24 protein-coding genes are annotated in these 26,174 nt (G+C 31.7%); 8 read left to right on the top strand and 16 right to left on the bottom strand.

The annotated features are described in order from the left end of the window. Positions 1 to 5 precede the first annotated feature (5 nt). The 12 genes from BLT04_RS04865 to BLT04_RS04815 all read right to left on the bottom strand — a co-directional run bounded on the left by BLT04_RS04865 (position 6) and on the right by BLT04_RS04815 (position 10,540). Positions 6 to 2,198: a peptidase domain-containing ABC transporter gene (locus BLT04_RS04865; protein ID WP_089754312.1), complete on the bottom strand. Its 2,193-nt coding sequence runs from the start codon at positions 2,196 to 2,198 to the stop codon at positions 6 to 8. 77 nt (positions 2,199 to 2,275) lie between these two features. Beyond that, complete coding sequence (locus tag BLT04_RS04860) at positions 2,276 to 2,455, bottom strand: bacteriocin-like protein (RefSeq protein WP_089754310.1); 180 nt, start codon at positions 2,453 to 2,455, stop codon at positions 2,276 to 2,278. Between the two features lie 54 nt (positions 2,456 to 2,509). Further along, positions 2,510 to 2,689 (bottom strand): bacteriocin-like protein, encoded by a 180-nt coding sequence (locus tag BLT04_RS04855; RefSeq protein ID WP_089754308.1) that lies wholly within the window; start codon positions 2,687 to 2,689, stop codon positions 2,510 to 2,512. A 60-nt stretch (positions 2,690 to 2,749) separates the two neighbouring features. Continuing rightward, a complete protein-coding gene (locus BLT04_RS18875; RefSeq protein ID WP_170828433.1) occupies positions 2,750 to 2,893 on the bottom strand; it encodes a bacteriocin-like protein in 144 nt (47 codons plus the stop codon). 18 nt (positions 2,894 to 2,911) lie between these two features. Next, the gene (locus BLT04_RS18870) at positions 2,912 to 3,085 is read right to left on the bottom strand and encodes a bacteriocin-like protein (protein WP_170828432.1); all 174 of its coding nucleotides are present in this window, start codon (positions 3,083 to 3,085) and stop codon (positions 2,912 to 2,914) included. Positions 3,086 to 3,186: 101 nt separating this feature from the next. Continuing rightward, the gene (locus BLT04_RS04850; RefSeq protein WP_089754307.1) at positions 3,187 to 4,695 is read right to left on the bottom strand and encodes a vitamin K epoxide reductase family protein; all 1,509 of its coding nucleotides are present in this window, start codon (positions 4,693 to 4,695) and stop codon (positions 3,187 to 3,189) included. Between the two features lie 76 nt (positions 4,696 to 4,771). Further along, positions 4,772 to 5,596, bottom strand: a complete 825-nt coding sequence (locus BLT04_RS04845) for a GLPGLI family protein (RefSeq protein ID WP_089754305.1) — start codon at positions 5,594 to 5,596, stop codon at positions 4,772 to 4,774. Beyond that, positions 5,574 to 6,635, bottom strand: coding sequence for a grasp-with-spasm system SPASM domain peptide maturase (gwsS, locus tag BLT04_RS04840; protein WP_170828431.1), 1,062 nt, complete (start codon positions 6,633 to 6,635; stop codon positions 5,574 to 5,576). Before gwsS ends, BLT04_RS04845 begins: the two co-directional genes overlap by 23 nt. A 187-nt stretch (positions 6,636 to 6,822) precedes the next feature. After that, positions 6,823 to 7,818: a grasp-with-spasm system ATP-grasp peptide maturase gene (gwsG, locus tag BLT04_RS04830; protein WP_089754299.1), complete on the bottom strand. Its 996-nt coding sequence runs from the start codon at positions 7,816 to 7,818 to the stop codon at positions 6,823 to 6,825. Beyond that, entirely contained in the window at positions 7,818 to 8,360 is a 543-nt protein-coding gene (locus BLT04_RS04825; protein WP_089754297.1) for a hypothetical protein, read from the bottom strand. Before BLT04_RS04825 ends, gwsG begins: the two co-directional genes overlap by 1 nt. A 10-nt stretch (positions 8,361 to 8,370) precedes the next feature. Further along, entirely contained in the window at positions 8,371 to 8,562 is a 192-nt protein-coding gene (locus tag BLT04_RS04820; protein ID WP_089754295.1) for a hypothetical protein, read from the bottom strand. A gap of 259 nt (positions 8,563 to 8,821) precedes the next feature. Then, the gene (locus tag BLT04_RS04815) at positions 8,822 to 10,540 is read right to left on the bottom strand and encodes a helix-turn-helix domain-containing protein (RefSeq protein WP_089754293.1); all 1,719 of its coding nucleotides are present in this window, start codon (positions 10,538 to 10,540) and stop codon (positions 8,822 to 8,824) included. Positions 10,541 to 10,738: 198 nt separating this feature from the next. On the opposite strand from BLT04_RS04815, the gene BLT04_RS18865 reads away from it, so the two are divergent. The 6 genes from BLT04_RS18865 (at position 10,739) to BLT04_RS04790 (ending at position 20,207) form a co-directional block, all read left to right on the top strand. Then, a complete protein-coding gene (locus BLT04_RS18865; protein ID WP_170828430.1) occupies positions 10,739 to 10,909 on the top strand; it encodes a hypothetical protein in 171 nt (56 codons plus the stop codon). Positions 10,910 to 10,921: 12 nt separating this feature from the next. Further along, the gene (locus BLT04_RS04810; RefSeq protein WP_089754291.1) at positions 10,922 to 13,099 is read left to right on the top strand and encodes a prolyl oligopeptidase family serine peptidase; all 2,178 of its coding nucleotides are present in this window, start codon (positions 10,922 to 10,924) and stop codon (positions 13,097 to 13,099) included. Positions 13,100 to 13,168: 69 nt separating this feature from the next. Then, the gene (locus tag BLT04_RS04805) at positions 13,169 to 15,331 is read left to right on the top strand and encodes a prolyl oligopeptidase family serine peptidase (RefSeq protein ID WP_089754289.1); all 2,163 of its coding nucleotides are present in this window, start codon (positions 13,169 to 13,171) and stop codon (positions 15,329 to 15,331) included. 1 nt (position 15,332) lies between these two features. Beyond that, on the top strand, positions 15,333 to 17,537 hold the full coding sequence (locus BLT04_RS04800) for a lantibiotic dehydratase family protein (protein ID WP_089754287.1): 2,205 nt from the start codon (positions 15,333 to 15,335) through the stop codon (positions 17,535 to 17,537). After that, complete coding sequence (locus tag BLT04_RS04795; RefSeq protein ID WP_089754285.1) at positions 17,538 to 18,380, top strand: thiopeptide-type bacteriocin biosynthesis protein; 843 nt, start codon at positions 17,538 to 17,540, stop codon at positions 18,378 to 18,380. It begins immediately after the preceding gene. A gap of 108 nt (positions 18,381 to 18,488) precedes the next feature. Further along, positions 18,489 to 20,207, top strand: coding sequence for a CocE/NonD family hydrolase (locus tag BLT04_RS04790; protein WP_089754283.1), 1,719 nt, complete (start codon positions 18,489 to 18,491; stop codon positions 20,205 to 20,207). 471 nt (positions 20,208 to 20,678) lie between these two features. Here BLT04_RS04790 and BLT04_RS04785 read toward each other — a convergent pair whose 3' ends face one another. The 4 genes from BLT04_RS04785 to BLT04_RS04765 are packed head-to-tail and all read right to left on the bottom strand — an operon-like array spanning position 20,679 to position 24,729. Further along, entirely contained in the window at positions 20,679 to 21,770 is a 1,092-nt protein-coding gene (locus tag BLT04_RS04785; protein WP_317040685.1) for a DUF3810 domain-containing protein, read from the bottom strand. Beyond that, the gene (locus BLT04_RS19010) at positions 21,736 to 23,496 is read right to left on the bottom strand and encodes an MFS transporter (protein WP_228421909.1); all 1,761 of its coding nucleotides are present in this window, start codon (positions 23,494 to 23,496) and stop codon (positions 21,736 to 21,738) included. Before BLT04_RS19010 ends, BLT04_RS04785 begins: the two co-directional genes overlap by 35 nt. Before the next feature lie 45 nt (positions 23,497 to 23,541). Further along, entirely contained in the window at positions 23,542 to 24,267 is a 726-nt protein-coding gene (locus BLT04_RS04770; RefSeq protein WP_089754281.1) for a lysophospholipid acyltransferase family protein, read from the bottom strand. 3 nt (positions 24,268 to 24,270) lie between these two features. Further along, entirely contained in the window at positions 24,271 to 24,729 is a 459-nt protein-coding gene (locus BLT04_RS04765) for a GtrA family protein (protein ID WP_089754280.1), read from the bottom strand. Between the two features lie 242 nt (positions 24,730 to 24,971). Here BLT04_RS04765 and BLT04_RS04760 point away from each other — a divergent pair, with 242 nt between their 5' ends. Together BLT04_RS04760 and BLT04_RS04755 are read left to right on the top strand one after the other, a co-directional pair. Beyond that, positions 24,972 to 25,235: a hypothetical protein gene (locus tag BLT04_RS04760; protein ID WP_089754278.1), complete on the top strand. Its 264-nt coding sequence runs from the start codon at positions 24,972 to 24,974 to the stop codon at positions 25,233 to 25,235. Between the two features lie 84 nt (positions 25,236 to 25,319). Further along, positions 25,320 to 26,171 carry a BadF/BadG/BcrA/BcrD ATPase family protein gene (locus BLT04_RS04755; RefSeq protein WP_089754276.1) on the top strand — a complete coding sequence of 284 codons (852 nt, stop codon included), beginning with the start codon at positions 25,320 to 25,322 and terminating at the stop codon, positions 26,169 to 26,171. The last annotated feature ends 3 nt before the right edge of the window (positions 26,172 to 26,174 follow it).

Here is a 26,174-nt window from a genome sequence, read left to right as displayed (position 1 = left end):
ACTAATTAATTTCCAAGTTCCAGCTGATTTTTTACCAATCTGTAATATTCACCTTTTATGGCGACTAATTCCTGGTGATTTCCTTCTTCCACGACTTTTCCTTTGTCTAAAACAATGATTTTATCGGCATGTTTTACCGTTGAAAGTCTGTGTGCAATAACAATAGCAGTTTTTCCTTTGAAAAATTGCTCCAGATTTTCCATGATCACTTTTTCGTTGTTGGCATCCAGGGCTGAAGTCGCTTCATCAAAGAAAATGTACTCCGGAGATTTGTAAACGGCCCGGGCAATAAATAACCTTTGTTTTTGTCCGCCACTGACTCCTAAACCTTCGTTACCGATTTTTGTATTATAACTTAACGGTAATTCTTCAATAAAATCTTTAATATTGGCGATTTCTACAGCTTTTCTTAGCTTTTGCTTATCTACAAAATCCTCTCCGACGGCAATATTATTGGCAATCGTATCATTAAAAACATAGCCTTCCTGCATCACCACGCCACAACGGTCTCTCCAGAATCTTGGGGAGACATTTTTTAATTTGGTATTTCCGATTTTTATATCGCCTTCATTAGGCTCGTAAAATTTCATTAATAATTTTAAAAGAGTCGTTTTTCCGCTTCCGCTGGCTCCTACAATGGCTGTTGTTTTCTGATATGGAATATTTAAACTTAAATTTTCAAAAACCATAGCATCCGAACCGATATATCTGAACGAAAGATTTTCAATCTCAATATCTTTTTCGGGAATATCGTGTACATATTGCTCTTCTGTGCTTTCTTCATCTTCTTTATCATGAATTTCACCTAATCTTTCCAATGAAATTTTAGCATCCTGAGTTTGCTTGATGAAATCTATTAACTGTAGTAAAGGGCTGTTCAACTGTCCGATAATATATTGAACGGAAAGCATCATCCCTAGTGTTAAATTTCCACTAAGAACAAGCTTTGCAGAAAGAAAACTTACCAGAATATCTTTCATTTGGTTGATAAAATTCCCGCCCACGGATTGCCATTGTTCTAATGACAATGATTTTATCCTGATCTTGAATAATTTAACCTGTAAGAATTCCCAGTCCCAACGCTTTTGTTTTTCGGCATTGTGCATTTTGATTTCCTGCATTCCGTTGATCAGTTCAATCACTTTACTTTGCTCCTGTGAAACCTGTGAGAATCTTTTATAATCGAGCTCTTTTCTTTTATTAAGGAAAAAGCTGATCCATGCAATGTACAAAACTGCTCCGACCAAATAAACAACGAAAAGTCTGTAATCATAAAAAAGCAGGACAATACTGAATATAATAAGGTTAACCAATGAAAATAATGTATTCAGAGATGAGCTGGTCAAAAGCTGCTCGATTCTGTGATGGTCATTGATTCTCTGCATGATATCGCCGGTCATCCTGGTGTCAAAGAAACTGATGGGAAGCTTCATTAATTTAATGAAAAAATCAGAAATGATGGAAATATTAATTCTTGCCGAAAGGTGCAGTAAAATCCAGCTTCGGATAACCTCAATTCCCATTCTTCCCATGAAAAGCATGATCTGGGCCAATAAAATGATGTAAATGAAATTCAGGTCCTGATTCTGAATCCCGACATCGACGATACTTTGGGTAAGGAAAGGGAAAATCAGTGATAATAAACTTCCCGCCAAAAGGCCGACTGCCAGTTGAATGACAAGAGATTTGTATTTTAATAAATATTTTGAGAGAAATGTAAAGCTTGCCTTACTTTCTTTATCGTCAAATTCAGTTTGAAAAAACGCAGGGGTCGTCTCCAAAATCAGAGCGATACCTTCTTCTGTGTTTTCGTTGGCATTTTCACCGATCCATAATTTTATAAATTCGTCCCGGTTGTAGGTGATCAGACCGTAACTTGGATCTGAAATGTAAACTTTATTGTTTTTATCAATTTTATAAACAACAACAAAATGATTTTTGTTCCAGTGAACGATGCAGGGAAAAGGAACTTCGTCTGCAAGTGTCTTAAAATCAATCTGTACCCCTAATGAGCGGAAACCCAGATCTTCAGCAGCATCGCTCAAACCAAGTAGGCTGCTTCCTTCTCTGGTGGTCTCAGAAAGGTTTCGTATTTGTTGTAGTGATATACTTTTTCCGTAAAATTTGCTTACAATACGGAGGCAGGTAGGGCCGCAGTCTTTGGAATCTGGTTGGCGGTAGAAAGGAAAAGATTTCAATGATTTATGTTTTATTTTTAAAACAAGTTGCCGCCATTTTGACGACAACTATTCTTTATTTAAAAGTTTTTTTACTTTTAATAGCAGTATCTGTTGCAGTAACGGATGCAGAAACCGTCCGAATTCGGATCACTTGTGCATTCATCGCTTGAAATATAACATTTCGTAGATGCAGCCTGGCCTGCGGCACATTCCGGAGTAATTCCTCCTTTTACTGTTTTCAGATTTTCTCTTGAAAGTTTTTTAAGATTTTTCATAGTTTAAAATATTGATTTACTGTTTTTCTAAGATATAAATTTTTTTAGAAATGATTAATCGATTGGTGGAATATAATCACAAAGATAGGTGCTTGGGCTGGCTCCGGAAATTAATCTGCAGGCGCCACCTGAACAGCACCAGCCGTTTCCGCACTGGCCGTCTTCAGGGCATTGTCTTAATCCTCCTTTGATGGATTTTAAATCTTCTCTTCCGATTTTCTTTAAATTTTTCATAGTAATTGTTTTAAAATGGTTTGGTTTGAATTTTTTAGTGTAAAAAGGTACTTTAAAAGCTTAGTCTTCTAATATACCGCAAGTTGTCCCAACAGGAATACACTTTTTGGTAATATTGCACCAATAATATCCCGCAAGGCATTCAGGAATAGATCCCTGGATAGATTTCATGTCTTTTTTTGATAATTTTTTAAGATTTTTCATGATGATAGGTTTTAGTTATTAAAATGGGCATTGAGTCTGCATTTGTTCAGGCGTTCTGCAGATTCCGTCTAATGGTCCGCCGTTTCTGCAGCAAACGGAAGATCCCGGGCAATAATCGTCGTCAAATCGACAGGCTAATCCACCTGTAACCGATCTCAACTGATTTCTGTTAAGTTTTTTGATGTTTTTCATACTAAAGATTTTGGTGTTTCCTACTCTTTTATAAGCTTTTCGGAGTCCGCTTTAAATTTATCCTAATTTAGTGAATTTTCTTTAATAATGAATATTTTTCATTAAAACTCTTCGTCTTCAAGCAATTCGCTAATAAAAAACCAGATATCTTCACGATCATATTTATCAGGAAACTGGTATCCATTGATAATAAATATCGGAGTAAAATTTAAACCGGCTTCACTGTTTTCTTTTGTCATTTCAATCAATGAAGTCAAATCTTCAAGGTTGGAATTGGTTCCTGCAATTGCTCTGATCTTATTTTCATCTTTATTTTGAAACCATGTGTCAACGGCGTTTAAGAAATCATTTTGAGATCTGTTCTTATAAATATGAGTAAAATCTGAAATCAGATTATTGTATTTTTCATCGGCTCTTTCCGGAGAATAATTGAATCTCATCTGGGCAGAAATATCGTTCGGATATTTTTCCAGTAAATCTTCCAGAATTTTATGAGCGTCTTTACAAAAACCACAATAAGGGTTTGAAATTAAGGAAATACGAAGTTTAGCCTCTTTATTTCCTACCGAAAATGTTTCGTTGTCTGTAAAGTTGACCCTTTCACCTTCTGTTAATTCTCTTTTGAAAAGTTCGTAATTTCTTTTAAATCTTAAATTTTTAGTATTTGATTTCTGTAAAGTTTCTTTTTCCTGAAGAATAGTATCGGAAAACAAAACAACCCCAAAGGTCACAATCCATAAAACCGCTGTTAAGACAAGAATTTTAGAATCTAAAAATGTATTTTCAAAAAAGAGCGAGCTTATTACCAATTGTGCCACTAAAATCGAAATAATTAAAAGACACACCCGGCAAAAAGTTTTTTCAACAAAAGCCTGTATATATAATGAATAGCCTATTGCAATTATTGAAACAAACGTAAAACCTTTAATAATAAATGATGTACTTGGTAAAAATAATCCTAAGACGGTAATTCCTATAAAGTAAATCAAAGAAAAATCTGAAAATTTTAAACCTAAAATACTTGTTTTGTCCTGGGTGATAATTTTATTACACGAATTTGCCGTTTGATTGGCGGAGGTGTCACCACAAATACTTCCGATCACCGCAGAGGTATTCCCGAATTTTTGATTAAAAATCTCTAAAGAAATATATACGCCAATTAATGAAAGTACATTAAAAACAGCCTCATACCACGTCTGGTTAACAAGCGAATAAATCGCGATAATTCCCAAAACAGCATAAATAATTGACTGAAAGTTTGATACTGATTTGACTTCCAATTTCTCCGATTTTTCAAATAATAAAACAAAATCTGTTGAGTTTTTATGAAGCTGTTCTTTATTGATAGTCTTCGATTTATCAGAATATATGGAATATTGCGTTCCGTTTTTTTTAACCAAAGAAAAGGAATTATCGACAATGGTGATAAATTCTTCAGGAAGCTCGTCCCAATATTCTTTGTCGAGTTCGTAAGCATCATTTCTCACGCCCATAAAATTAAGAGTATCACTAAAAGCCAATGCTGAAGGGTAATTGGGGTGCGAATTAAATTGAAAAAGAAATTCTTGTTTGTCTAATTTTAAATAGGTGATTAGTTTGTCCAAAAGCATATTAATATTTTTAACTAAAATACGTAGATGTTTTAAAAAAACAAATAGTTTTTCTTTAAATAGTGATTTATATTAATTAAGGATATTTTATGGCTTCAGATAATTCTATGGGATTGTTATTCTTTTTGATTGCTTTTTGTTCGGTTTTTGTGAGTTCTTTGTAATCAGGTGTAAACTCTTTTCCATTTTCATCTTGCCAACGTACTTTTATACTGCCCGCTTTCATTTCTCGATATGGATCATTATAATGGTCTAAAAGAACTTTGTCGAGTTGCTTTTTTGATATTTCCAAAGGCTTTGAGGATAAATAATTAATATCTGTAGTTTCATCTTTTTTTATTCCTGTAAAACTGAATTCATAATTATTTTTAGAATCCTTCATATAAACTATTAAACCAGGCAATCCGTTAAAAATAAATGGACCATCCTGCAAAGCGATATCTGTAGTAAACCAAGCTTCCCATAAACGACCAGCATAATTAAGGGTAGCTTTTTGACAGGTGTAATTTTCTATTTTTTTAGTTTCATTACTAATTTTCCAATTAAATGAAGGTGCGTTTTCGGAAGTTTTGTAAAAATCCCTTAGTAAAGACGTGAATTTATAAAGCTTTTTTTCTTGGTTATCCTTTATTGTCATAAAACTATAATCAAATTTTTTTTGAGCTTTACCACCAGTTTTTTCTTTTTCAATAATTAGAGAATCATTTGCGAGCTGTTCTTGAGAATAGAATTTTGATTTATTATCTTTTATTAATAAAACCATATTTTTTTTAGTGGTTTCTACATTCGATGAATCTGCTTTGTAGGTCATCTGATAATAAACTCTATGATTTTGTCCTTGTGATATATTAAAAAATAATATCATAAGTACGCCTGTTCTAAATAAAATTTTCCAATTCATAATGTTTTATTGCTTTTTGTTTTAATGGGTTTTTGCTCCATTCTTCCCATTCTCCGGTGTAAGGATCATAACCACATTTTAATGGTTTTGAGGTGTCAAATTCCAGACCATTGATATGAGTACGTTCCGTGTAAGCTCTGCAATCTGTACAAATATGTCTAAATTCACAATCTTTACACCCTTCTATATTGTCTTTGGTGAGATTCCAGTATTTTTTGAAATCTTTGTGTTCTAATGCTTCTTCTAAAGTATTGGTTTTGATATTCCCAAAACCTTGACACATTGAAGGACAATTCTTTATATTTCCTTGTTTATCAATACTTATTTTTTTGTGAAGGCAAGAATTAAAATTCATTGATTCGTGTGCAATATCAGAATTTATATATGTGATATTTTCGTCAATTAAACCACAACTTTTAGCATTACTTATTGATCTTTGAATAAATATAACTCTCTCATCTTTGTAATTAATTTCACCTCCAAATACTAATATTTTGTTGATCCGAGTATATCTTAGTAACTTTTTCAATTTAGAATCGATATTATTTTCATATTTTAAAATAATCTGAAGGTCATATATTCTGCTGTCTTCTTCTAATAAATCTAGAAAATCACATATGATTTTTTCCTGAAAATCAAAAGCTCTTAATTGTAACGCAACTACACCCAAATGTTCTATTTCTTTTTTTATTTTGTTTAGAAAAGGATCTAAAGAATCAGATATATCAATGATCATATTGGTAATACTGGAAGGAGTGGAATAACCCTTTTGTATCGGAATAAAAAAATCAACTTCATTTTGATTACATTCAAATATTAACTCTTTTTCTAGCAGAAACTTTCTATATCCTTTAATAATTTGTTTACTGTCATAAAATTCCTTTTCTAACTTTTCAAAATTAATTAATTTCTCATCATTTAATATCTTATATAAATCATTAGGAATTAAAAAGATTTCTTTTCTTTGAGTATCAATAATTGATGATCTTGTAAAGCCTTTGACCAATATACAATTGGAAAATAATTTGTAGGTTTTCAAAGTTTTGATATATTTTTAAAAAAGGAATATTTAAATTTTTTTGAACACTGTAAAATACTGCTCCCAGAAACTTGTCTATTTGTGTTTTCTGAAAGATCATCTTCCGGAATATACAATCGATTAATATTTTGTAAAATCAAAGGCGCGTTATATTCTTTGATTAGTTTGTTGAGTTCTTTATTTGATTTCATTTTGATCTATTTATAAGAAACATTGCAATTTCTTTTTCTATATAATATCTACATGGTAATGAAACCATGCCAAACTGACCTATAGGATTAACTTCCAAAAAAATATAATTTCCATCTGTGTCAACAATCATATCAATTGAACCATTATATAAATTAAGTTTATTCATTAACTCATTTAGAGAGTTTTTAATGTTATCTGGCAAATTATATGGGACAGTTCTGTTTGGTTTTTTAAAATCATAGGCTCTAAAATCAAGTTTTGTTTTAGAATTTGAAGAAGAAAAAATAGCCATTGCAAAAAATTGATTATCAAGATAGAAAATACGTAACTCATATTTTTTATTAATTTTAGCCTGAATTAAAGAAGGAGTAAAATAAGACGGAATTTTATTTCTCTTATCAAGTTGCTTTGTATGAGTTATGTAAGAGCCTTTTTCACCGATAAATCCTGTTGCTTCGAAAAGTGGTTTTGTAATTGATTCTTCATTAATATGATTATATTGTGAGAATGATTCTGAGTAATTTGTGATAAACGACTTTGGAATGTTCAAGCCAACTTTTTTTGCAAGTTGTAAGGCTTCAATTTTATTAAGTTCATTAATTGTCTCATAATAATCAAACCATTTCCCTTTTTCAATCCTTTTCAATATTGTTTTCAAAAAAGTATTTCTTTCCATTGACATGAATCGAGCAAACACAATCCTATTATATGTAATATTATCATCGCTAATATTATCAATAATAGTATTAAAGCTTTTTTCAGATTTCCTTCTACACCATACAATTTTTATATCATTTAGATTGATTTCTTTATTAAGCTGTGTGTTTGTAATTGTTATGAAGTCATTATCAATATCAAAATATATTTTATATTTATCACTAAATAGCTCATCAATATTTAATCTGAAAAAATCAGCATTTAGATGTATTAACCAATCACAAACAGAATCTGTTGACGATTCAAATCTTGAATTCGAAAGAATTAAAATCATTAATTATTTAAATTTATTCCCTCCAACGCTTGTTCAAGGTATCTGTTAATATTATATTTGATTGTTGGTGATTGTTTGTTAATTTGTACGACATAAGTAAAAAGGGACTCATTTTTATTAAAAATAAATTCTTTTATTTTTTTATTGCCTATAATATAACTATACTCGGTGCCGTCAATACTTTTTTCATCATATATAATAGTATTCTTTTTTACGATTTTACAATTTTTAATTTCTTTAAGTCTGGTTAAATAGCTTTCTGGATTCTCTATCTTAAATAATCCTTCATATATTAAGTTCCCTCCAATATCATTTCGGATGACAAAAATTTCCTCATTCTTTTTTTGATTGTAGAAACGATATTTATTTACTTTTTTGTATTTCTTTCCTCCTAAGCTATAAAATGTGATTCCATATTTTTGATTAGATAGTGTTTTCGAATATGTATTTTCAACATTATTTAGATCAGTTATAATAACATTTTTGTTTGGAGCACAACAAAAACAAAAAAGAATAGAAAGGAGGAATGCTCCTCCTTTCATTTTTTTTAAATTAACAAGCCCAATCAGAATCATCAGTATCTTGGTCTCTTTTAACTTCTCCTGTTGACATAACTTTAGTCATATTTAAAGTTGTGCAATCCCCAATAGAATCCTGGAAGCCTATTTTACCTCCTTTGATCGTATGCATTGCTTGTTTGTCAAATTTTTTCCCTTTAAGGGACTCTAATTTCTGCTTTTTCATTTTTTGATAATTTTTTAATAATTTATTTTTGTCATATATGCCGTGACTCGGTTTCGCTGATCAGCATTTAATATTTATATTTTCGTACTGTACACATACAAAAAATAAACATTTGTGTTTTTACCTGGAGCAAAGATGCAAAAGAGCAGGCCACAAAAAAAAGCAATTGAATTCTACATTTATAAATTTAGGGGTATTAATTTATAAATGTAGAATATTTAAAATGATGTTAGTCAAATTGTTATATTGATTTGGATATCTATTCTGGATTAATTGATTTTTCGATTTCTTTAATGTAAATCGAGAGAGTAGTTCCTGTTTTCTTTTTGAAAGCTAAAGAAAATGCCTGCTCATTATTGTACCCTAATTCATCTGCAATTACAGATAATTTATATGAGCGAAACTTTCTATCCCTTACTAATCTGTTTAATGCATAGTTTATTCGAAGATCATTAAGATAAGCGGCAAAGTTCTTTTCTTTTTGAGTATTAATAACCTCTGATAAATAGGAAGTATTTGTTTTTATGCTTTTTGCTAAACTAGCAGATGTAATACCCTTTTTTAAAAAAAGTTCTTTTGTTTCAAAAATTTCCAATTCTTTTAAAATGAATTGGATTACATCTTCCGGAGTCGCTTTAATTGCTTTATCTTCTATATTAACAGGTTCTGTTTCTTGGATATAAGTTGTATCTAATTTTCCTTCAGGGATTTCAAAATTTCTAATCTCAATAGAATTGATTAACTCTTGCGCAACTTTTTGGTGTTTTTTTTCGGTTTTTTTAGCTTTATAATAAAGATATGTTAGTAATAAAAGAATTAATAATAGGGTAACAATAGAAGCATATAGAACTATTTTTTTATTTTTTAAATCGTTGATTATGTTTTCTTTTTGTTGTATAAGATTTGGTGTATCATATTTTTTCGGTAGCTCTACTGACAAATACCTAAATTGTTCATCGAGCTTTTTATCAACTTTTAAAAAGCGGTCAATATAATAAAGCTGTTTTTCTTTGTTATTTTTTTCCTTATAATAATCTATGAGATAAGTATAGACTTCCCGAAGTTCTGGAAAAGTGTAATTACTTTTTACAGTAATAGAATCAAGTTTAGTGTAATTTTCTGCTGCTTTTTCTTTATTTGCCAATCCATCAAAAGCTTTACCTAAATTAAAAAGCGCATAATTTGCATTATTATCATTGATACTGGAGTAATATGTATAAGCTTTTGATAATTCAGCTATGGCAGCCTTATATTTTTTCTGTTTAAGATCTAAATACCCAGAATAATAAGAATATTGGCTAACTATATATTTGTTTTTGTTTGTGAATTGTGATCTTAGACCCTCTTTAATTAATAATTTGGCAGAATCCAATTTATTAATTTCAATATAGCAATATATAAGACTTACACGCATTTGATTATGCTGAGATTCATCTGTAATATTCTTTCCATTATATAAATAGTACCTGAATGTTTTGGCAGCTTCTGCATTTTTACCAATATAGCTGTTCAGATATGCAATATTCATATTAGCATATGAAGTCAGCTTCTGATCTTTCTGCTCTTTGGCATATTGTAATCCTAAAATATAATTATCCAAAGCAACTTTTAAATTGTCATATTTATAATAAAGGTTTCCTTTCATTAAATATGTCTGAGAAGGATATATTGTTCCTTTTAAATTTTTCGTAATTGTGGCTGCACTATCCAAGTATTTTAGTGCATTGGAGAAATTTTCATTAAAGTGAGTAAGAACATAGCCGTCAGCTATTTGAAGAGTATTTTTTTCATTTTTGGCTTTTTGCAGATAGTATTGAGCTATAATTTTAGCTTTATCGGTTTTAATATTATCATTATAGTTATAAAATTTGTTTTTAAGTTCTGAGTAGCCGAATTTATTTAAAGTGTCAATTTTGTTACCTTGAGCAAAAAAACAATTTGTAAACAATAAAATAATAGGAAATATAAATCTCATCATTTGTAAATATGTTACAAAAATATAATTTTCACATTTAATATCTATACAATATAAAATAAAATAATTATTATTTAAATTTAATAATATCAATGCTTTATGTTGATTCGGGTGATGTGGATTTATAAATCTATATATCTATTTTGTGTGTAGTTTTAGAATATTTACTTTCTTTGCAAAGAAATTTAAAAACATTCAATAATGAAAAAACAAAATCAAGACAAAAAGAAATTGTCTTTAAAAAAAACACCATTAATGAAACTTAATAACATGAAAACAATTACTGGAGGTGGCGGTATCCAAGCTGGTTTTAATGTTGGTGGAAATGATGATCCGCTTCCTACTCCTTTTCAAACAGCGAGTAATAAATAATTTCTAGTAATAATGAAAATAAAAATATTTATTATTATCTGTTTACTATCAGCTTTTATTAATGCCCAAAAAACAAAATCAGCTCCATCAAAACCAGTTACGGATGAATATTTTGGAATTAAAATCGTTGATGATTACAGAAATTTAGAAGATTTAGAAAATCCTAGTACAATTAATTGGATGAAGTCACAGACAGCTTATACCAATTCTATTCTTGATCTAATTCCAAAAAAGAACTATTATGTAGAAAAAAGATTAGAGTTTGATAAAAGACGAGGCTATTCTATTTCCGATTTGAAAATAACTAATAATGATAAATATTTTTATCTAAAGAGAAATGCTGATGAAAAAATAGCAAAATTATATTATAGAGAAGGTCTTTCAGGAAAAGAGCAGCTACTCTATGATCCTATTAATTATAAAAGCAATGAACAAAATCACGATTTTGTCATTAATTACATTAGCCCAAGCTGGGACGGTAGTAAAATTGCTGTTTCAATGGCTGAAAAAGGAGTGGAACTCTCGGATTTGATTATCATCGATGTGAAAAAAAAGCAAGTCTATCCGGAATTTATTGCAAATACAGCGCCTGCTACTTTAGACGGGGTGAAATGGCTAGATGATAATAGTGGTTTTTTTTATGTCGCTTTTTCTACGATTGATTCAAAGTCTACAGATTTTTATAAGAATACTCAGACTGTTTTATATAAGCTAGGAGCAGATCCAAAAAAAATAATTGCTGTTTTTTCTGCGCAAAATAATCCTGATTTAAAAATTACCGAAGACCAGTTTCCTATGATTTTAAATTATGACATTAAGGATAAGTATTATAAAGGAATGCTGGTAGATTTTCAATCCTATAGAAAAACATTTATAATTAGTAAAAAAGATTTATTAGCAGGTAAAAAAAATTGGACACCATTTGCTGAATCAAGTGATAAAGCTAAAAATTTAGATTTTTGGAATGATAAAGTTATTTTTGAATCATCCTATAATTCACCTCTTAATAAACTATGTAGAACTAGTATTGCTTCTCCAAATTTTAAAAATGCGGAAACTCTAGTTCCAGAAAAAAAAGATGAAATTATAAAAAGTTACAGGATAACTAAAGATGGTATTTATTACACTACCACGAAAAATGGAGTAGAAGCTAAATTCTATTTATATAAAGATGGAAAAGATAATCATATTCAACTTCCTTATCCATCAGGAAATATTGACTTGGAATCAAAGGGAGAAAATTTCTCTGATATTTGGATAACATGTTCTGGTTGGGCAAATGATGAGCAACGTTTTAGATATGATGTTAAAACTAATACTTTTAAGCCCGAAAATCTTATGCCAATTGTAGAATATCCTGAATTCAAAGATATAATAGCAAAAGAGATAACCGTAAAAGCTAGAGATGGAGAGGAAATCCCATTATCTTTAATTTATGATAAAAACTTAATTAGAAATGGTAAATCCCCATTACTAATAGAAAGCTACGGTTCTTATGGAGTAGTTGATAGTCCTGCTTTTGCCAAAGCTTATTTATTATGGGTAAGCGAAGGAGGAGTAATGGCAATCGCTCATGTAAGAGGAGGAGGAGAAAAAGGAGAAAAATGGCGTTTGGGAGGATATAAAGAAACTAAACCTAATACTTGGAGAGATCTAATAGATTGTACAGAATTTTTGATAAAAGAAAAATATACTTCAAAAGATAAAGTTGCTATTTGGGGAGCAAGTGCAGGAGGTATTACAGTAGGAAGGGCCATGACCGAGAGACCAGATCTTTTTAAAGCGGTTATTGCAGAGGTAGGATCATTAAATATGCTTAGGGATGAAGCAACAATGAATAGTCAGCCAAAAGAATTTGGAAGTGTAAAAGATCCGAAAGAGTTTAAAGCCTTATTAGAAATGGATGCTTATCATCACATTAAAAAAGGAGTTAAATATCCTGCTACGTTTATCACTGGAGGAATAAATGACCAAAGGGTGGTTGCGTGGGAACCTGTAAAATTTGCAGCTAAATTAATGGCTGATGATGGTTCTGCTAATCCTATATTACTAAAAATAGATTTTGAAGGAGGGCACGGAGCTAATGTTCCCGTAGCCCAACGATATGCTGGTTTAGGAGATATATTTGCTTTTGCTTTATGGCAATTAGGACATCCGGACTACCAACCAAAAAAAGAGATTAAAAAATAATAATTCCTAAATTATTCAAGAATAAATTTCTATTAATTAAATTTATCACCTAAAAAAACAAATACATTGATGAAAAATATTTTTCTTGTCGCAGGTTTATTTTTAAGTCAAATAATTTCTGCTCAGTACAACTATCCGGTAACTCCGGAGAAAGCCGTTGTTGATGATTATTTCGGAACAAAAATTACAGACAACTACCGTTGGATGGAAGATTTGAAAAGTACTAAAGTACAATCTTGGTTTAAGGCTCAATCAGATTACAGCCATAATATTATAAATAAGATTCCTCATCGTGAAGACCTTTTCAACCGTATGAAAGAGGTGCAGAAAATGAACGGAGATTCTTTTGAAGCTATCCAACAAAGACAAAATACATACTTTTACACGAAAACAAAAAAAGAAGAAAACCTTTCCAAACTCTATTCAAGAGATCTTTCTACAGGAAAGGAAACCTTACTATTTGATCCCGAAACTATTGGTGAAAACACACAAATAACCAACTTTACCGTTGATTCAAAAGGAAAAAAAATTGCCATATTGTTATCAAAATCCGGTGGCGAAATTTGCAATCTTAGAATTTTAGACCTCACAGAGAAAACATTGATGAAGAATGAAATAGGTCCTATCTGGAGTGAGTTTGGTTTTGAATTTACGCAGGATGACAAAGGCATCATTTATACTAAAATGAGTACCGCAGATCCGGATAGTAATATGCTTTTAAAAGACATGAAAGCAATGCTCCATGTAATTGGAACCGATACAAAAACAGATAAAATATTAGCTTCCAGAGAAGAATATACTGAACTGAATGCTTTAACAGAGCAATTCCCAATGATTTATTTTACGGATGATTATAAATATATTGTTCTTAGATTAGGCTCTGTAAAATCAGAAAATCCGATTTTTATTGCACCTTATTCAGAATTAAAAAATAAGAAAATCAACTGGAAGCAGATTATTAAACCTTCAGATGATATTACCGACCTATTTATTTCCGGAGATAAGCTTTTTTTCCTCACCCATAAAGATGCTCCCAATTATAAAATCACCCTTACAAGTCTTTCAAAACCTGATTTAAATAACGCAAAAGTGGTTGTTCCTGAAAGTAAAGATGCCGTAATTATTTCAATTCACACCTCGAAAAATTACATGTATTATTCATTAGGAAACGGAATAACAAGAGATAAATATCAGGTAAATCTTAATAATTTAGCTACAAAAAAAATTGATCTTCCGACAGGGGTAAACACTTCGATGCCTCTAAATTCACGCGAGAATGATAATATCTATTGTAATAATGTTAATTGGCTGACTCCGTTGACAACTTATGATTACAATCCGGAAAAAGGCACAGCCATAAAAAGCAAGTATCTTAATTCTGAAACAACTTTCCCTGATTATAATAAACTTTACACGGTAAAAGAAATTGAAGTGAAAAGCCATGATGGCGTAATGGTCCCGCTTTCAATTATGTATCCTAAGAGTATAAAAATGGATGGCAGCACTCCGGCTTACATTACAGGATATGGAGGATATGGAATTTCTTATGAACCTCGTTTTTCAACCCGGCTTTCTGTTTTGATGGAGCAGGGTGTTGTCATTGCTGTAGCTCATGTGAGAGGTGGTGGTGAAAAGGGAGAAGGCTGGCACAAAGCAGGTATGAAAGCCACCAAACCAAATACCTGGAAAGATTTTATTGCATGTTCAGAATATCTGGTTAATCAGAAATATACTTCTTCTTCAAAATTAATAGGAAACGGAGTGAGTATGGGAGGGGTTCTTATCGGAAGAGCGATTACGGAAAGACCCGACTTATTTGCTGTTGCCATTGCTGAAGTAGGCATGACGAATGCATTGCGTTCGGAAACAACGGCAAACGGGCCTAATCAAATTCCTGAAGTAGGAACATTGCAGAATGAAGAAGATACAAAACATTTGCTTGAAATGGACGCTCAAAGCAAAGTAAGCAAAGGAGTAAAATATCCTGCAGTTATCATACGTACTGGAATGAATGATTCTAGAGTTGTGCCTTGGGAACCCGGAAAATTTGCAGCTACCTTACAGAAAAATTCGGCATCTGGAAAACCTGTTCTATTATATGTAAATTATGAAAATGGGCATTTCACCAGTGATAAGGATGTTGTTTTTAAAGAATATGCAGATATTTATGCATTTGCACTATGGCAAGTAGGACATCCAGACTATCAACCTATAGAAAACACGAAAAAATAAAATGTCCCGCTTTCCCTATCAGTTTTTTGACGAGTATGTAGTTCGTACTCCGTTGCTTTCGTGCAGAGATTTTCTGGAGAAAATTAATGGAAACACATTATCGGATCAAGAATTAAAAGAAATCTTTAGCAATTCCGTTTTTCAGGAAGCCATTTATCTGGCATCGCCTTATCTTTATGAGGAACTTGCTCAATGGCTTAGGTCAGAAAGAAATTCTTTACTTTCAAACGGAAAACTAAAAAACACTCTGTTAAAATACTATAGCCGAATGAGTACACGATGTACTCCTTTCGGGTTGTTTTCCGGAGTAGGGTTGGGAAAATTTAGGGATAAGATTTCTATTCTGGCTACTAATAGTTCAGACACTTCGATTCCGCTCAGTGTGACAAGGGATACAAAATTAGATATGCATTTTCTGGTTTCTTTGGCAAAGCATTTTGATGCAGATCCTTTAGTAAGAACCAAAATCCAATTTTTTCCGAATAACAGTATCTATAAAGTCGGAGACAAAATCCGGTATGTTGAATATGAAAATATCAACGGGAAAAGAGATTATATTATTTCAACAGCTCCACTTTCAAATGAATTGGAAAATATTTTGCAATTTTCAATTCAGGGAAAAACAATTCAGGAAATTGCAGATATTCTCATTAATAATGAAATAGAAGAGGAAGATGCAAAAGACTTTATTGATGAATTGATCGATAATCAGCTATTGGTTAGTGAACTCGAACCTGATGTTTCAGGAAATGATTTTTTAGACAAACTGATTTCCGTTTTAAATAAAATCGGATTTAATAAAGAAGGGGAAAAATTAAAACTGATAAAAGATAAACTTAATAATTTAGATTCAAATTTTGTGAATCCTGTTTCACATTATACAGAAATTGAAGAAATTATCAAATCCTTTGAAACTGATTATGAGAAAAAATATCTTTTTCAGACAGATTTGTATTTTGAACATACAAAAGTACTTCCGACTTTCTGGAAACAAGAATTAAAAAAAGGAATAAGCTTTTTAAATAAAATCACTTTACTGAATAAAGATTCTCACCTTGAAAGATTTAAAAAAGCACTTTATGAAAGGTTTGAAGATCAGGAAATGCCTTTATCTTTTGTTCTTGATGCCGAAGTTGGGATTGGTTATAGGCAAGATGTAATTTCAAAAGGAGTTCATCCTTATTTAGAAGATGTGGTGATTTCTGTTTCTCAAAGTAAAAAAGATCTTTCAATTCAGTTAAGTGCGGTGCACAAAATCCTTAATGAAAAATTGCAGGAAGCTTTGCTGGAAAATCATTCAATCATTGAATTAACAGATGAAGATTTTAAAGAATTTGAGGAAAACTGGAACGATTTACCGGATACCATTTCTTTTTTGGCCACTATTATTTCAGAAAAGCAACATGAAAAAATGGTTTTAGACAGTGGAGGAGGAAGCAGTGCCGCCAATTTGCTGGGAAGATTTTGCTTCGAAAAATCAGAAGTGCAAAACTTTACAAAATTGATTGTAAAAAAAGAAGCAGAATTGAATCCAGATAAGATCCTGGCGGAAATTATTCATCTGCCGGAAGCAAGAATTGGAAATGTGATCAGAAGGCCAAATTTAAGAAATTATGAAATTCCTTATCTCGCAACATCTGTTTTGCCGGAGGAAAATCAAATTTCAGTTGATGATTTATATATTTCTTTAAAAAACGATAAAATTATTCTACGTTCTAAAAAACTGGATAAAGAAATTAAACCTTATTTAACCAACGCACATAATTATTACAGCAATTCTTTGCCCATGTATCATTTTCTGGCTGACTTACATTCGGATAATAAGCGAACAGGAATATACTTCAATTGGGGAGATCTGCAGCATATTTATAAATTTTTTCCAAGGCTGGAATATAAAAATATAATTTTGTCTAAAGCCGCATGGAAAATTACAGAAAAAGATATTGAGCCTTTAAAATTATCAATAAATAAAGAAGAATTTCTTTCGGATTTGACTTCCTGGAGAAGCAAAAGAAAAATTCCGGTTTGGATCCAATGGGCACAATCTGATAATACTTTGACGATGAATTTAGAAAATTATGATTTTGCCAAACTTTTTATTCAAATTATCCAGAAAGAAAAATCAATTATGATCGAAGAATTTCTCTACAACGAAAATGATGATTTCATGCGTCAATTCATTTTTTCAATGCATCAATCAAGTTAGATGGAAACAACAAGAAAGTTTCCTCCCGGAAGTGAGTGGTTATATATAAAGGTGTATACAGGAATAAAAACCGCAGATATTATTTTAGAAGAAGTAATAAAACCGTTGACAGAAAATCTCCAGCAGGAAAATTGTATTTCAAAATGGTTTTTTATTCGTTATAATGATCCAAAACCTCACATAAGACTTCGTTTTGAGCTAATCAATTCAGAAGATAATGATTCAATTCTTATACAAATTCATGAATCGCTGAAAGAGTTTGTTGCATCCGGCGAAATTTCAAATTATGTAGTTGATACCTACAACCGGGAAATTGAAAGGTATGGAACCAAAACAATGGTTTTTGCCGAAAAGCTATTCCATATAAACAGTAAATTTACTCTAGAATGTCTGCAGCTTGATGATGAAGAGAAAATTATTGCAACAGTTTTTTATATTGAACAATTATTAGATCAATTAAATCTCTCCATCAATGAAAAACTGGAATGGATAAAAGATTTCAACCTTGGTTTTAAGAAAGAATTTAATGCAGATAAAAAACTGAACAGTCAGTTAGATAAAAAATACAGAAATTTTATTCCGAAATATTTTGAATTTTTTGAGTCGAATGATTATTTGGAGTTTAGAAATCTCATTATTTCTACGATTGAAGAAAGCGAAAACGTTTTAGGTAATATTGTTTCTAAAAGTTCCGATAGTTTGCTGCCCGCTTTTTTTCAAAGCATATTTCATTTGAATATCAACAGAATGTTTGTGTCTCATCAACGTTTATTTGAAATGATAATTTATGATTATCTTCATCGGCATTACAAGAAAATGGTTTTTCAGAATAAAATGGATTAGTTATTTTTAATGATAAAAGGAACAAAAGTTTTTAACTAAAACACATGAGTATCTTTTTGATATTAAAAATCATGTAAAGATTATCATTTTTTTGTCTAATATTATAAGATGAAAAAAATTATATTGTTGAATTTTCTATTTGTTTTTTCTCATGTCTTTGCCCAAAAAGATGTAAAAGATCAGTTTATAATCTACGACAGTATAAAAATTACTACAAAAGACAATGCTACATTAAGCTTAAGTGTTGTTATCAATAAAAATCAAAAGCCGGAAAATACAATTCTGATCAATACCATATATTCAGATGTGAAAAATATTGAGGGCGCAAAATATTTTACAAAAAACGGGTACGCAACCGTTATTTTAAATACAAGAGGAAAATTTTTAAGCACAAATGAAATTGAACCTTTTGAGCATGAAGCAAATGATATTTACGAAGCCATCGATTGGATCATAAAGCAGCCCTGGAGCAACGGAAATGTAGGAATGATTGGTGGAAGTTATCTCGGTTTTTCTCAATGGGCAGCAACGAAAAAACTGCATCCGGCTTTAAAAACGATTGTTCCTCAAGCTTCAGTCGGTGCCGGGATCATAGATTTCCCGATGAACAATCATATTTTTATGGCTTATTCTTTAAGATGGCTACATCAGGTGACCAATGGTAAAATGACCGATTACAGAGATTTTAACGATACGAAAAAATGGAATTCTGTCTATAAAAAATGGTATGAAAGCGGAAAATCTTTCAGAAAGCTGGATTCTATAAGTGGAAAGCCCAATGCTGTTTTTCAACGGTGGATCGATCATCCCAACTACGATGAATACTGGAAAAAAATGATACCTTATCAAAATGAATTTTCGAAGATAAATATTCCTGTTTTGACGACTACAGGGTATTTTGATGCAAATATTTCCGGTGCTTTATACTATTTCCGGCAACACTATAAATACAATGCCAACGCCGATCATTATTTAATTATCGGTCCATATGATCATTCTGGTGCGCAGGGGGACATAAAAAATTCATTAAGAAATTATACGATTGATCCTGTTTCAAAGATAGATTTATATAAAATATGGATCGGGTGGTTTGATTATATTTTTAAACATAAGCAAAAGCCGGATTTTTTAAAAGATAAGATCAATTATCAGGTCATGGGAACCAACCAGTGGAGGAATGTAAATTCTATTGATGCTTTTGAAAAAAATAAAGTTAAATTTTATCTTAAAAATGAAAATTCAGCATTAATAGCATCAAAAATAAAAGGGAATGATGAAAATTTTTCAAGCTTAAAAGTTGATCTTTCAGACAGATCCGATGCCGATGAACTGTTGAATCAAAAAGGAAATATTATCGACAGCACATTTTATACTAAAAATAATCTGCTGTTTTACAGCGATGCTTTTAAAAATGATTTTGAGCTTTCAGGAAGTTTTTCAGGAAATCTTACGATGTCGCTTAATAAGAAAGATGTCGATCTTTACATCAGTTTGTATGAGCTAATGCCGGACGGGAGAAGGTTTTTTCTTTCAAGCTATGTAAAACGGATCAGTTATGCTAAAAATACTGAAAGTAGAAATTTGCTGACTCCCAACAAAAAAGAAAGTATTCGCGTTAGTGATAATAATACTTTTGTAAGTAAAAAAATCAATAAAGGCAGTAAAATTGTGGTAATGATTGGTGTCGTTAAAAGTCCGTTTTGGGAAATCAATTATGGTACGGGAAAAAAGGTAAGTGATGAAAATATTTCAGACGCAAAAGAACCTTTAGAAATTAAATTTTATAATAACAGCTACATGGAAATTCCAGTTGTTGAAAATCTGTAATAATATTATGCGTATCAGGTTAAATTTTTACAGCCATTGTATTTTTTTAATTAAATTTATTTTAAATAAAAGCTTTAAATTTTTAGATGATTGAATTAATTATATGTCAATTTATTTCAGGTCTGAAAAAATTCATAATTAGATACTTAAATTTAATTTTAAATTCATGAAAAATTCAATCTTTATGTAATTGCCTAATTTTATATTTTTTTATGTGTAAAATTTACTATAAAATACTTTTTTTATAATAAATTAATTATTTCTTAATGAGTAATTTAATGGCAGGTGAACTCAAAGGAACTTAAAAAATCTTAAAGTTTTCATAAAGTTTAAAAAAAGAGGAAAAATGTTTTTGTACTTATAAAATATGTTGTACTTTTACAACGCCTTGAATGAGGGAACAAGTCAAGGTAATAAATTTTTTTTCATCATTTGTGTTTTTAGAATCGTATCGCCTGATACGATTCTTTTTTATTTTGTATTCATATTTTCGTAATGTACCAATAAATCTATGAAGTAGGAATACGTTATAGAGCCTTCCTGTTGGTTGCTTTTTAAGAAAAGATTATTCGTAAAACCAAAAAAATCATCCAGCCAGCCCTGGTGCTTCATCGCAAAAACTTTTTCATACAATCTGTCTCGTCTCATTTGGGGAGAATAGCTTCTGATGATGCTTTTTACAAATTCAGGATCTTCCCCAACAATTGAGTTTAAAAGGCTTTTTAACGTAAAATATTCCGTGCTGTATCTTAGCTCTGTATTTTTAGATTGTATACCGATCAGATATCCCACAAAATTGGCTTCCTGTTCTCTTGCAAAACCTAATTGATGCGAGCTTTCATGAGCCAGGGTAAAAGGCAAAAAAGAAGAGGGAAGCTCGTCATTATATTGGGCTTCTGCGGTAAAAGGATTATAATATCCCAGAATTCCCGTAAAACTCATTACATTTTTAAATAAGCTGGGTTTAAAAGAGTTTATTCCGGTATTTTTTTTGTCTGAAATGAAACTTGGAAGCTCATTTTGCCGTGCAAGAATCTCGTTCTGTACGATTTTCACATCTTTAACCACAAAAATCCCGTTTTTGTCTTGTGTGACAATATTTCTGGTAGTTTTACATATTTCAAGATATTTCAGGGCAAGTTTTTTTCTCTGATGTAAAGTGATCTCGCTTTTTGGAAGCTTTTCGAGAATCGGAGTCTGGAAATACAGCATTCCCCAAAATATCTGATAAACGAAATAAAATATGTTAATAAGAATTAACAGCTTTAAAGTTGCGCCTTTTCTGGTCTTCTTTCTGAATAATTTAAAAATAAAGTATAAAGCAAGGATACCGGTCAAAACATACAAAATATCGCCAAAAGAGAAAGGAATCCAGGCAAATAGTAATTGATGAAATTGTTTCTGGATTTCAAAAAAGCTGTCAAAAAAAGAGACTGTTATTTTAAGTTTTGAGAAAACAAAAAACAAAAGAAATTGGGCAAGTAATATACCCGCCCAAAATCTTTTTTTATTATATAATGTAATCATATTAATGACCGCCGGATGTTGATTCTCCCATCTCAATTCCCTGTTTTTTAAGGATTCTCGGAGTGATGAAACCATAAAAAGCAAGATAGATAAAACATAGAATAGGAATTACATATGAAAAATGAGTCCAGGTAATTCCCAAAATTCCTCCAGGGCTGGCTTTGTCAAAATCACAGATCCACCCTTGAATTAAAGGGATAATTCCTCCTCCTAAAATCATCATGACTAGGAAAGATGAAGCTTTTCCTGTGTTTTTTCCAAGTCCTGCAATGGCAAGGTCAAAAATTGAAGGCCACATGATGGAACAGAAAAGACCTCCGGAAATGAAGAAATATTTTGCAATTTCTTTATCAGGATAAATAAGCCCCAAAAACATCATTATTATGCCCGCAATTCCGAATATCATTAATGTTTTTCCTGCGTTTTTACCACCGATGAAGCTCATGATGACAAATGCGATAATCCATAATGCATAAATGTAGAATGCAGAAACATCTTTACCGCTTAATTCATTGGCAAAAATGATAATTCCGAATGCAATAAAAGGAACTACAAATTTTAAAATAACGTTGGTAGATTTAGAAATATTAAATACGTTGATACTCCCGTTCCATCTTCCGATCATTAAGCTTCCCCAATATAAGGAAACAAACGGAGCGATATTATGTTCCAGAACGCCGCCGAATTCTTTTGTATGTAATAAAGCCGGCAGGTTACTGATAATAGAAACTTCAACTCCCACGTAAATAAAAATAGCAAGCATTCCCAAATAAAGCTGTGGATATTTAAAGATGCTGAATTTACTTGAATTATCAATCTGAGCTTCTTCTTCCTTCGCCGGATCTTCAATTTTTGAGAATAGCATAAAGATGGCCACCAAAATAAATGCTACACCCAGAACGATAAAGGGAACTTTCACCATTTTTAAGTTCTCTTTTACAAATTCCAGAGGATAAGAGATATTGGTTGATCTTTGCTTGATTTCGGCAAGTTTTGTAGTATATAATTCAACCTGCGAATCTGTAGCAGAAGGAGTCTGATTGATAGATGATAGTTGAGTATCAAGATCAGCGATGTTTTTTTCTACCGTAGAAATTACTTTATTGACTGTGGCAGGATCATCCTGAGTATCTTTTTTTAATTCAATAATATTTTTAGAAAGCTCGTCTTTGTGAGTCTGATATTCGTGTTTTACGATTTCGATTTTAGAAAGACGGGCATCTTTTGGAGCAGAATCTTCTTTTTTTCCCATTCCGAAAAGAGCAATTCCCACTAAGATGGGTCCGATGGTTGTCCCCAGAGAGTTAACCCCTCCTGCCAGCGTCAAACGGTGAGCTCCGGTTTGCGGACTTCCCATTTTAATAGCTAACGGATTGGCAACAATCTGCTGAACGGAAAATCCTAATCCAACGATGAAAAGCGCCGTTAAGAAAAACCAGAAGTTGGCAGCAGCAGCAGCCGGCACAAAAAGGAAGGCCCCAAGAGCGGATAGCCCAAGCCCTACAGCCAGCGTCTTCTTATAGCCGAATTTTTGGAGGATATCGCTTTTCAGAGAGATCAGGAAAAATATGACTGATCCTACGAAATAAGCTACGTAAAATGCCCAGGCTACAAGCTGGCTCTGCACTTGGGAAAGGACAAACCATTTCTTGAAAACCGGAATTAAAATGTCATTACTTGCTGCGACAAATCCCCAGAAAAAGAAGACTACAATTAAAGACAGAAATTGTGACCATTTGGTCTGTTGCTGTTTTGCTTCCATATATTTATGATAAATTAAGAAAACAAATATAAATCATTTCTTTGATTAACCGCGTTCTACCAATGTTTTTTTTATTGTCTCAAAAGCGGACTTTTTTAATTCTTTTGGAGAATCAGAGGGTTGTAAAATTCCGTTAAAATAAACTTTTACTTTACCGGGATAACCTTTTCCGCTGTCGAACGGGAAAATTTCCTTTAAACCGATGAAAGTGTATACTGCAATCGGAGAATTATGTTTTGAAGATAAAGTGAAAGCGCCATCTTTAAATTCATCTAAAATAATCGAAGTGTCATCCGGAACACCGCCTTCCGGGAAAATGGCAATGCTGTTTCCTTCTTCCATTTTTTCGGCGCATCTTCTGTAGACGTCGGCACGGCTTCTGGCACTGTTGCGGTCGACCATTACACATATTCTTTTATATATGGTACCGAAAATCGGGATTTTTACCAGCTCTTTTTTTCCGACAAAGCAAATGGGATGGTGCGGCAACAAAATACAGGACAGCATAATATCCATAATTGAAGTATGATTTGAAATGAAAACATACTGCTGGTTTTTGTCCATTTTCTGGTCAGAAAGCCTTGTGAGCTCATAGCGCAGCCCCATTCCGTAGAACATTCCGTAGCACCAGATACGGATAAATCTGTAAGCGTATTTATAGTGCTTTTTATTGAATGATAAAATGTAAACAGGTATTCCGAGCGTTATTGTTAAGACAAATGCCAATAACAACAGCCAGAATCTCCAGAGATAATTTAAGATCTTTACCACAGGCTAACCGTTAAAAATTACTTTCTTCTTTATAGAATAATTAAGAATGGAAACCAATAGAATTGCAGCAATTTTACTGGTTATTTCAGGGCTCAAGGTATAAAAAATTAAATCAATATTATCTTTAAATACAAAGCTGTAGAATATTTGGAAGAAACCAAGGCTTAATAAGGTAGAAACAAAAGAAACCGCCATAAAATAAGCAAATTCCTTTCTCTTGGAATGTTTTCCTCTTTCAAAAACAAACCAGATGCTCAGGAAATAATTGCTGATAATCCCGCAGCTTGTCGAAAGAATATTACTTAAAGGATAATGAATCCCGTGGAAGTTTTGCTCGTTGTGGATAATATGAGGAAGGTAAGTACTGAAAATCTTAAAGCTGCCGATTTCTACAATTGCACTCAGCCCTCCTGCAATAATAAAAAACAAGACCTGTCTTTGGCGTAGTATTAATTCTCTCATGTATTTTTGATAATATGCAAATTTATAACTATATGTTAAACAGTTAAAAAAAGATGTTAAATATTTTTTTAGATTCAAAATTATTTCTAAATTTAATTTTCAGAATGATGTAAATTTACCTGATAATAAATTCATTTTCAACTAATTCTGTTGATGGTTTTTTCTATCTTGTAAGGCATGGCCAAGCGCCATCCTGCCTAATTTATTACCACTTTATTGCCATTTAATTACTAAATATTTGTATGGAACGTCAAAACAAGTACAGAAAATTCCAGCTCCAACAGAAAAATATTGAAGTCCTGGAAAAAGAGAATTCACGTTTTAAAAGGGTGTATTCAGAGTATGAAAATATGTCAAACGAGCTTTGGGATATGGAAAATTCTAAAGGTGAGCCTGTTCCTGATGATTTTATTAATGCAATGCTTCTTCAGACTTCATATTTGGAAGATGAAATCGAAGATTGGTTAATTCAATTCAATGAAAAGAAAGATGATATAAAACATTAGTCTTTTCGGCACCTTCCGGCTTGATTTTAAAGGCTATTTAAAGATAAATTCATAATTTAGCATCCTTAAACTAAAATGTAAAATATGGTTGCTATTGTTGATAGTGGTTCTACGAAATCAGACTGGGTGATATTAGATGACTTCAAAAAAGTTTTTCTAAAGACGGAAACTATTGGTTTTAACCCGAATTTTATCAACAAAGAGCTTATTGTTCCCGAAATTGAAAAAAATACAAGTTTAGCTTCGGTAAAAAACTCCATCAGGAGAATCTATTTCTATGGCTCCGGATGTGGCGTTCAGGAAAATTGCGATACGATTGTTGAAGAGCTGAGCAAAGTTTTTGCTGATGCTGAAATTACCGTGAGAGAAGATCTTATGGCCGCTGCTTATGCTGCTTATCAAGGGAAGCCTGCGATCGTCTGTATCATGGGAACGGGCTCCAATTCCTGTTATTTCGACGGAGAAAATTTAAAAATAAAACTTCCTTCTTTAGGCTTCTTAATGGGAGACGAAGGAAGCGGAAGCGCTATTGGCAAACAACTGGTGCGCAGGTATTTTATGCAGAGACTTCCGGAAGATCTTCATCAGGAGTTTCAGGAAATATACCATTTAACCATCGATGATGCATTAAAAAACATGTATCATACGACAAGACCCAATGCTTATTTAGCAGATTTCAATAAATTTGTAGTAGAAAGAAAAAATCATCCTTATCTCCGAAACATGGTTTTAGAGGAAATGAAGACTTTTTTCGACTACCAGGTTCTTCCGTACGAAGAATCTAAGGAAGCAGAAATCAATTTTATAGGCTCTATTGCTTATTATTACGAAGATATTTTACGTTCTGCAGCCGCAGAGCTTAATTTAAATGTGGGACACGTTGTTCAAAAGCCTATCGAAAGCCTGGTCAACTACCATATTAAATACATACTTTAAAAA

Source organism: Chryseobacterium soldanellicola, from assembly GCF_900100115.1.
Lineage (GTDB): Bacteria > Bacteroidota > Bacteroidia > Flavobacteriales > Weeksellaceae > Chryseobacterium > Chryseobacterium soldanellicola.
Note: the sequence above shows the minus strand (reverse complement) of the source record. Positions and strands in the feature narration are given on the sequence as shown.

Coding starts and splice junctions, on each gene's coding strand:
- BLT04_RS04860 (WP_089754310.1), bottom strand. CDS start 2,455: ATGAAAAATCTTAAAAAACTTTCAAGAGAAAATCTGAAAACAGTAAAA.
- BLT04_RS04855 (WP_089754308.1), bottom strand. CDS start 2,689: ATGAAAAATTTAAAGAAAATCGGAAGAGAAGATTTAAAATCCATCAAA.
- BLT04_RS18875 (WP_170828433.1), bottom strand. CDS start 2,893: ATGAAAAATCTTAAAAAATTATCAAAAAAAGACATGAAATCTATCCAG.
- BLT04_RS18870 (WP_170828432.1), bottom strand. CDS start 3,085: ATGAAAAACATCAAAAAACTTAACAGAAATCAGTTGAGATCGGTTACA.
- BLT04_RS04850 (WP_089754307.1), bottom strand. CDS start 4,695: ATGCTTTTGGACAAACTAATCACCTATTTAAAATTAGACAAACAAGAA.
- BLT04_RS04845 (WP_089754305.1), bottom strand. CDS start 5,596: ATGAATTGGAAAATTTTATTTAGAACAGGCGTACTTATGATATTATTT.
- gwsG (WP_089754299.1), bottom strand. CDS start 7,818: ATGATTTTAATTCTTTCGAATTCAAGATTTGAATCGTCAACAGATTCT.
- BLT04_RS04825 (WP_089754297.1), bottom strand. CDS start 8,360: ATGAAAGGAGGAGCATTCCTCCTTTCTATTCTTTTTTGTTTTTGTTGT.
- BLT04_RS04820 (WP_089754295.1), bottom strand. CDS start 8,562: ATGAAAAAGCAGAAATTAGAGTCCCTTAAAGGGAAAAAATTTGACAAA.
- BLT04_RS04815 (WP_089754293.1), bottom strand. CDS start 10,540: ATGATGAGATTTATATTTCCTATTATTTTATTGTTTACAAATTGTTTT.
- BLT04_RS18865 (WP_170828430.1), top strand. CDS start 10,739: ATGAAAAAACAAAATCAAGACAAAAAGAAATTGTCTTTAAAAAAAACA.
- BLT04_RS04810 (WP_089754291.1), top strand. CDS start 10,922: ATGAAAATAAAAATATTTATTATTATCTGTTTACTATCAGCTTTTATT.
- BLT04_RS04805 (WP_089754289.1), top strand. CDS start 13,169: ATGAAAAATATTTTTCTTGTCGCAGGTTTATTTTTAAGTCAAATAATT.
- BLT04_RS04800 (WP_089754287.1), top strand. CDS start 15,333: ATGTCCCGCTTTCCCTATCAGTTTTTTGACGAGTATGTAGTTCGTACT.
- BLT04_RS04795 (WP_089754285.1), top strand. CDS start 17,538: ATGGAAACAACAAGAAAGTTTCCTCCCGGAAGTGAGTGGTTATATATA.
- BLT04_RS04790 (WP_089754283.1), top strand. CDS start 18,489: ATGAAAAAAATTATATTGTTGAATTTTCTATTTGTTTTTTCTCATGTC.
- BLT04_RS19010 (WP_228421909.1), bottom strand. CDS start 23,496: ATGGAAGCAAAACAGCAACAGACCAAATGGTCACAATTTCTGTCTTTA.
- BLT04_RS04765 (WP_089754280.1), bottom strand. CDS start 24,729: ATGAGAGAATTAATACTACGCCAAAGACAGGTCTTGTTTTTTATTATT.
- BLT04_RS04760 (WP_089754278.1), top strand. CDS start 24,972: ATGGAACGTCAAAACAAGTACAGAAAATTCCAGCTCCAACAGAAAAAT.
- BLT04_RS04755 (WP_089754276.1), top strand. CDS start 25,320: ATGGTTGCTATTGTTGATAGTGGTTCTACGAAATCAGACTGGGTGATA.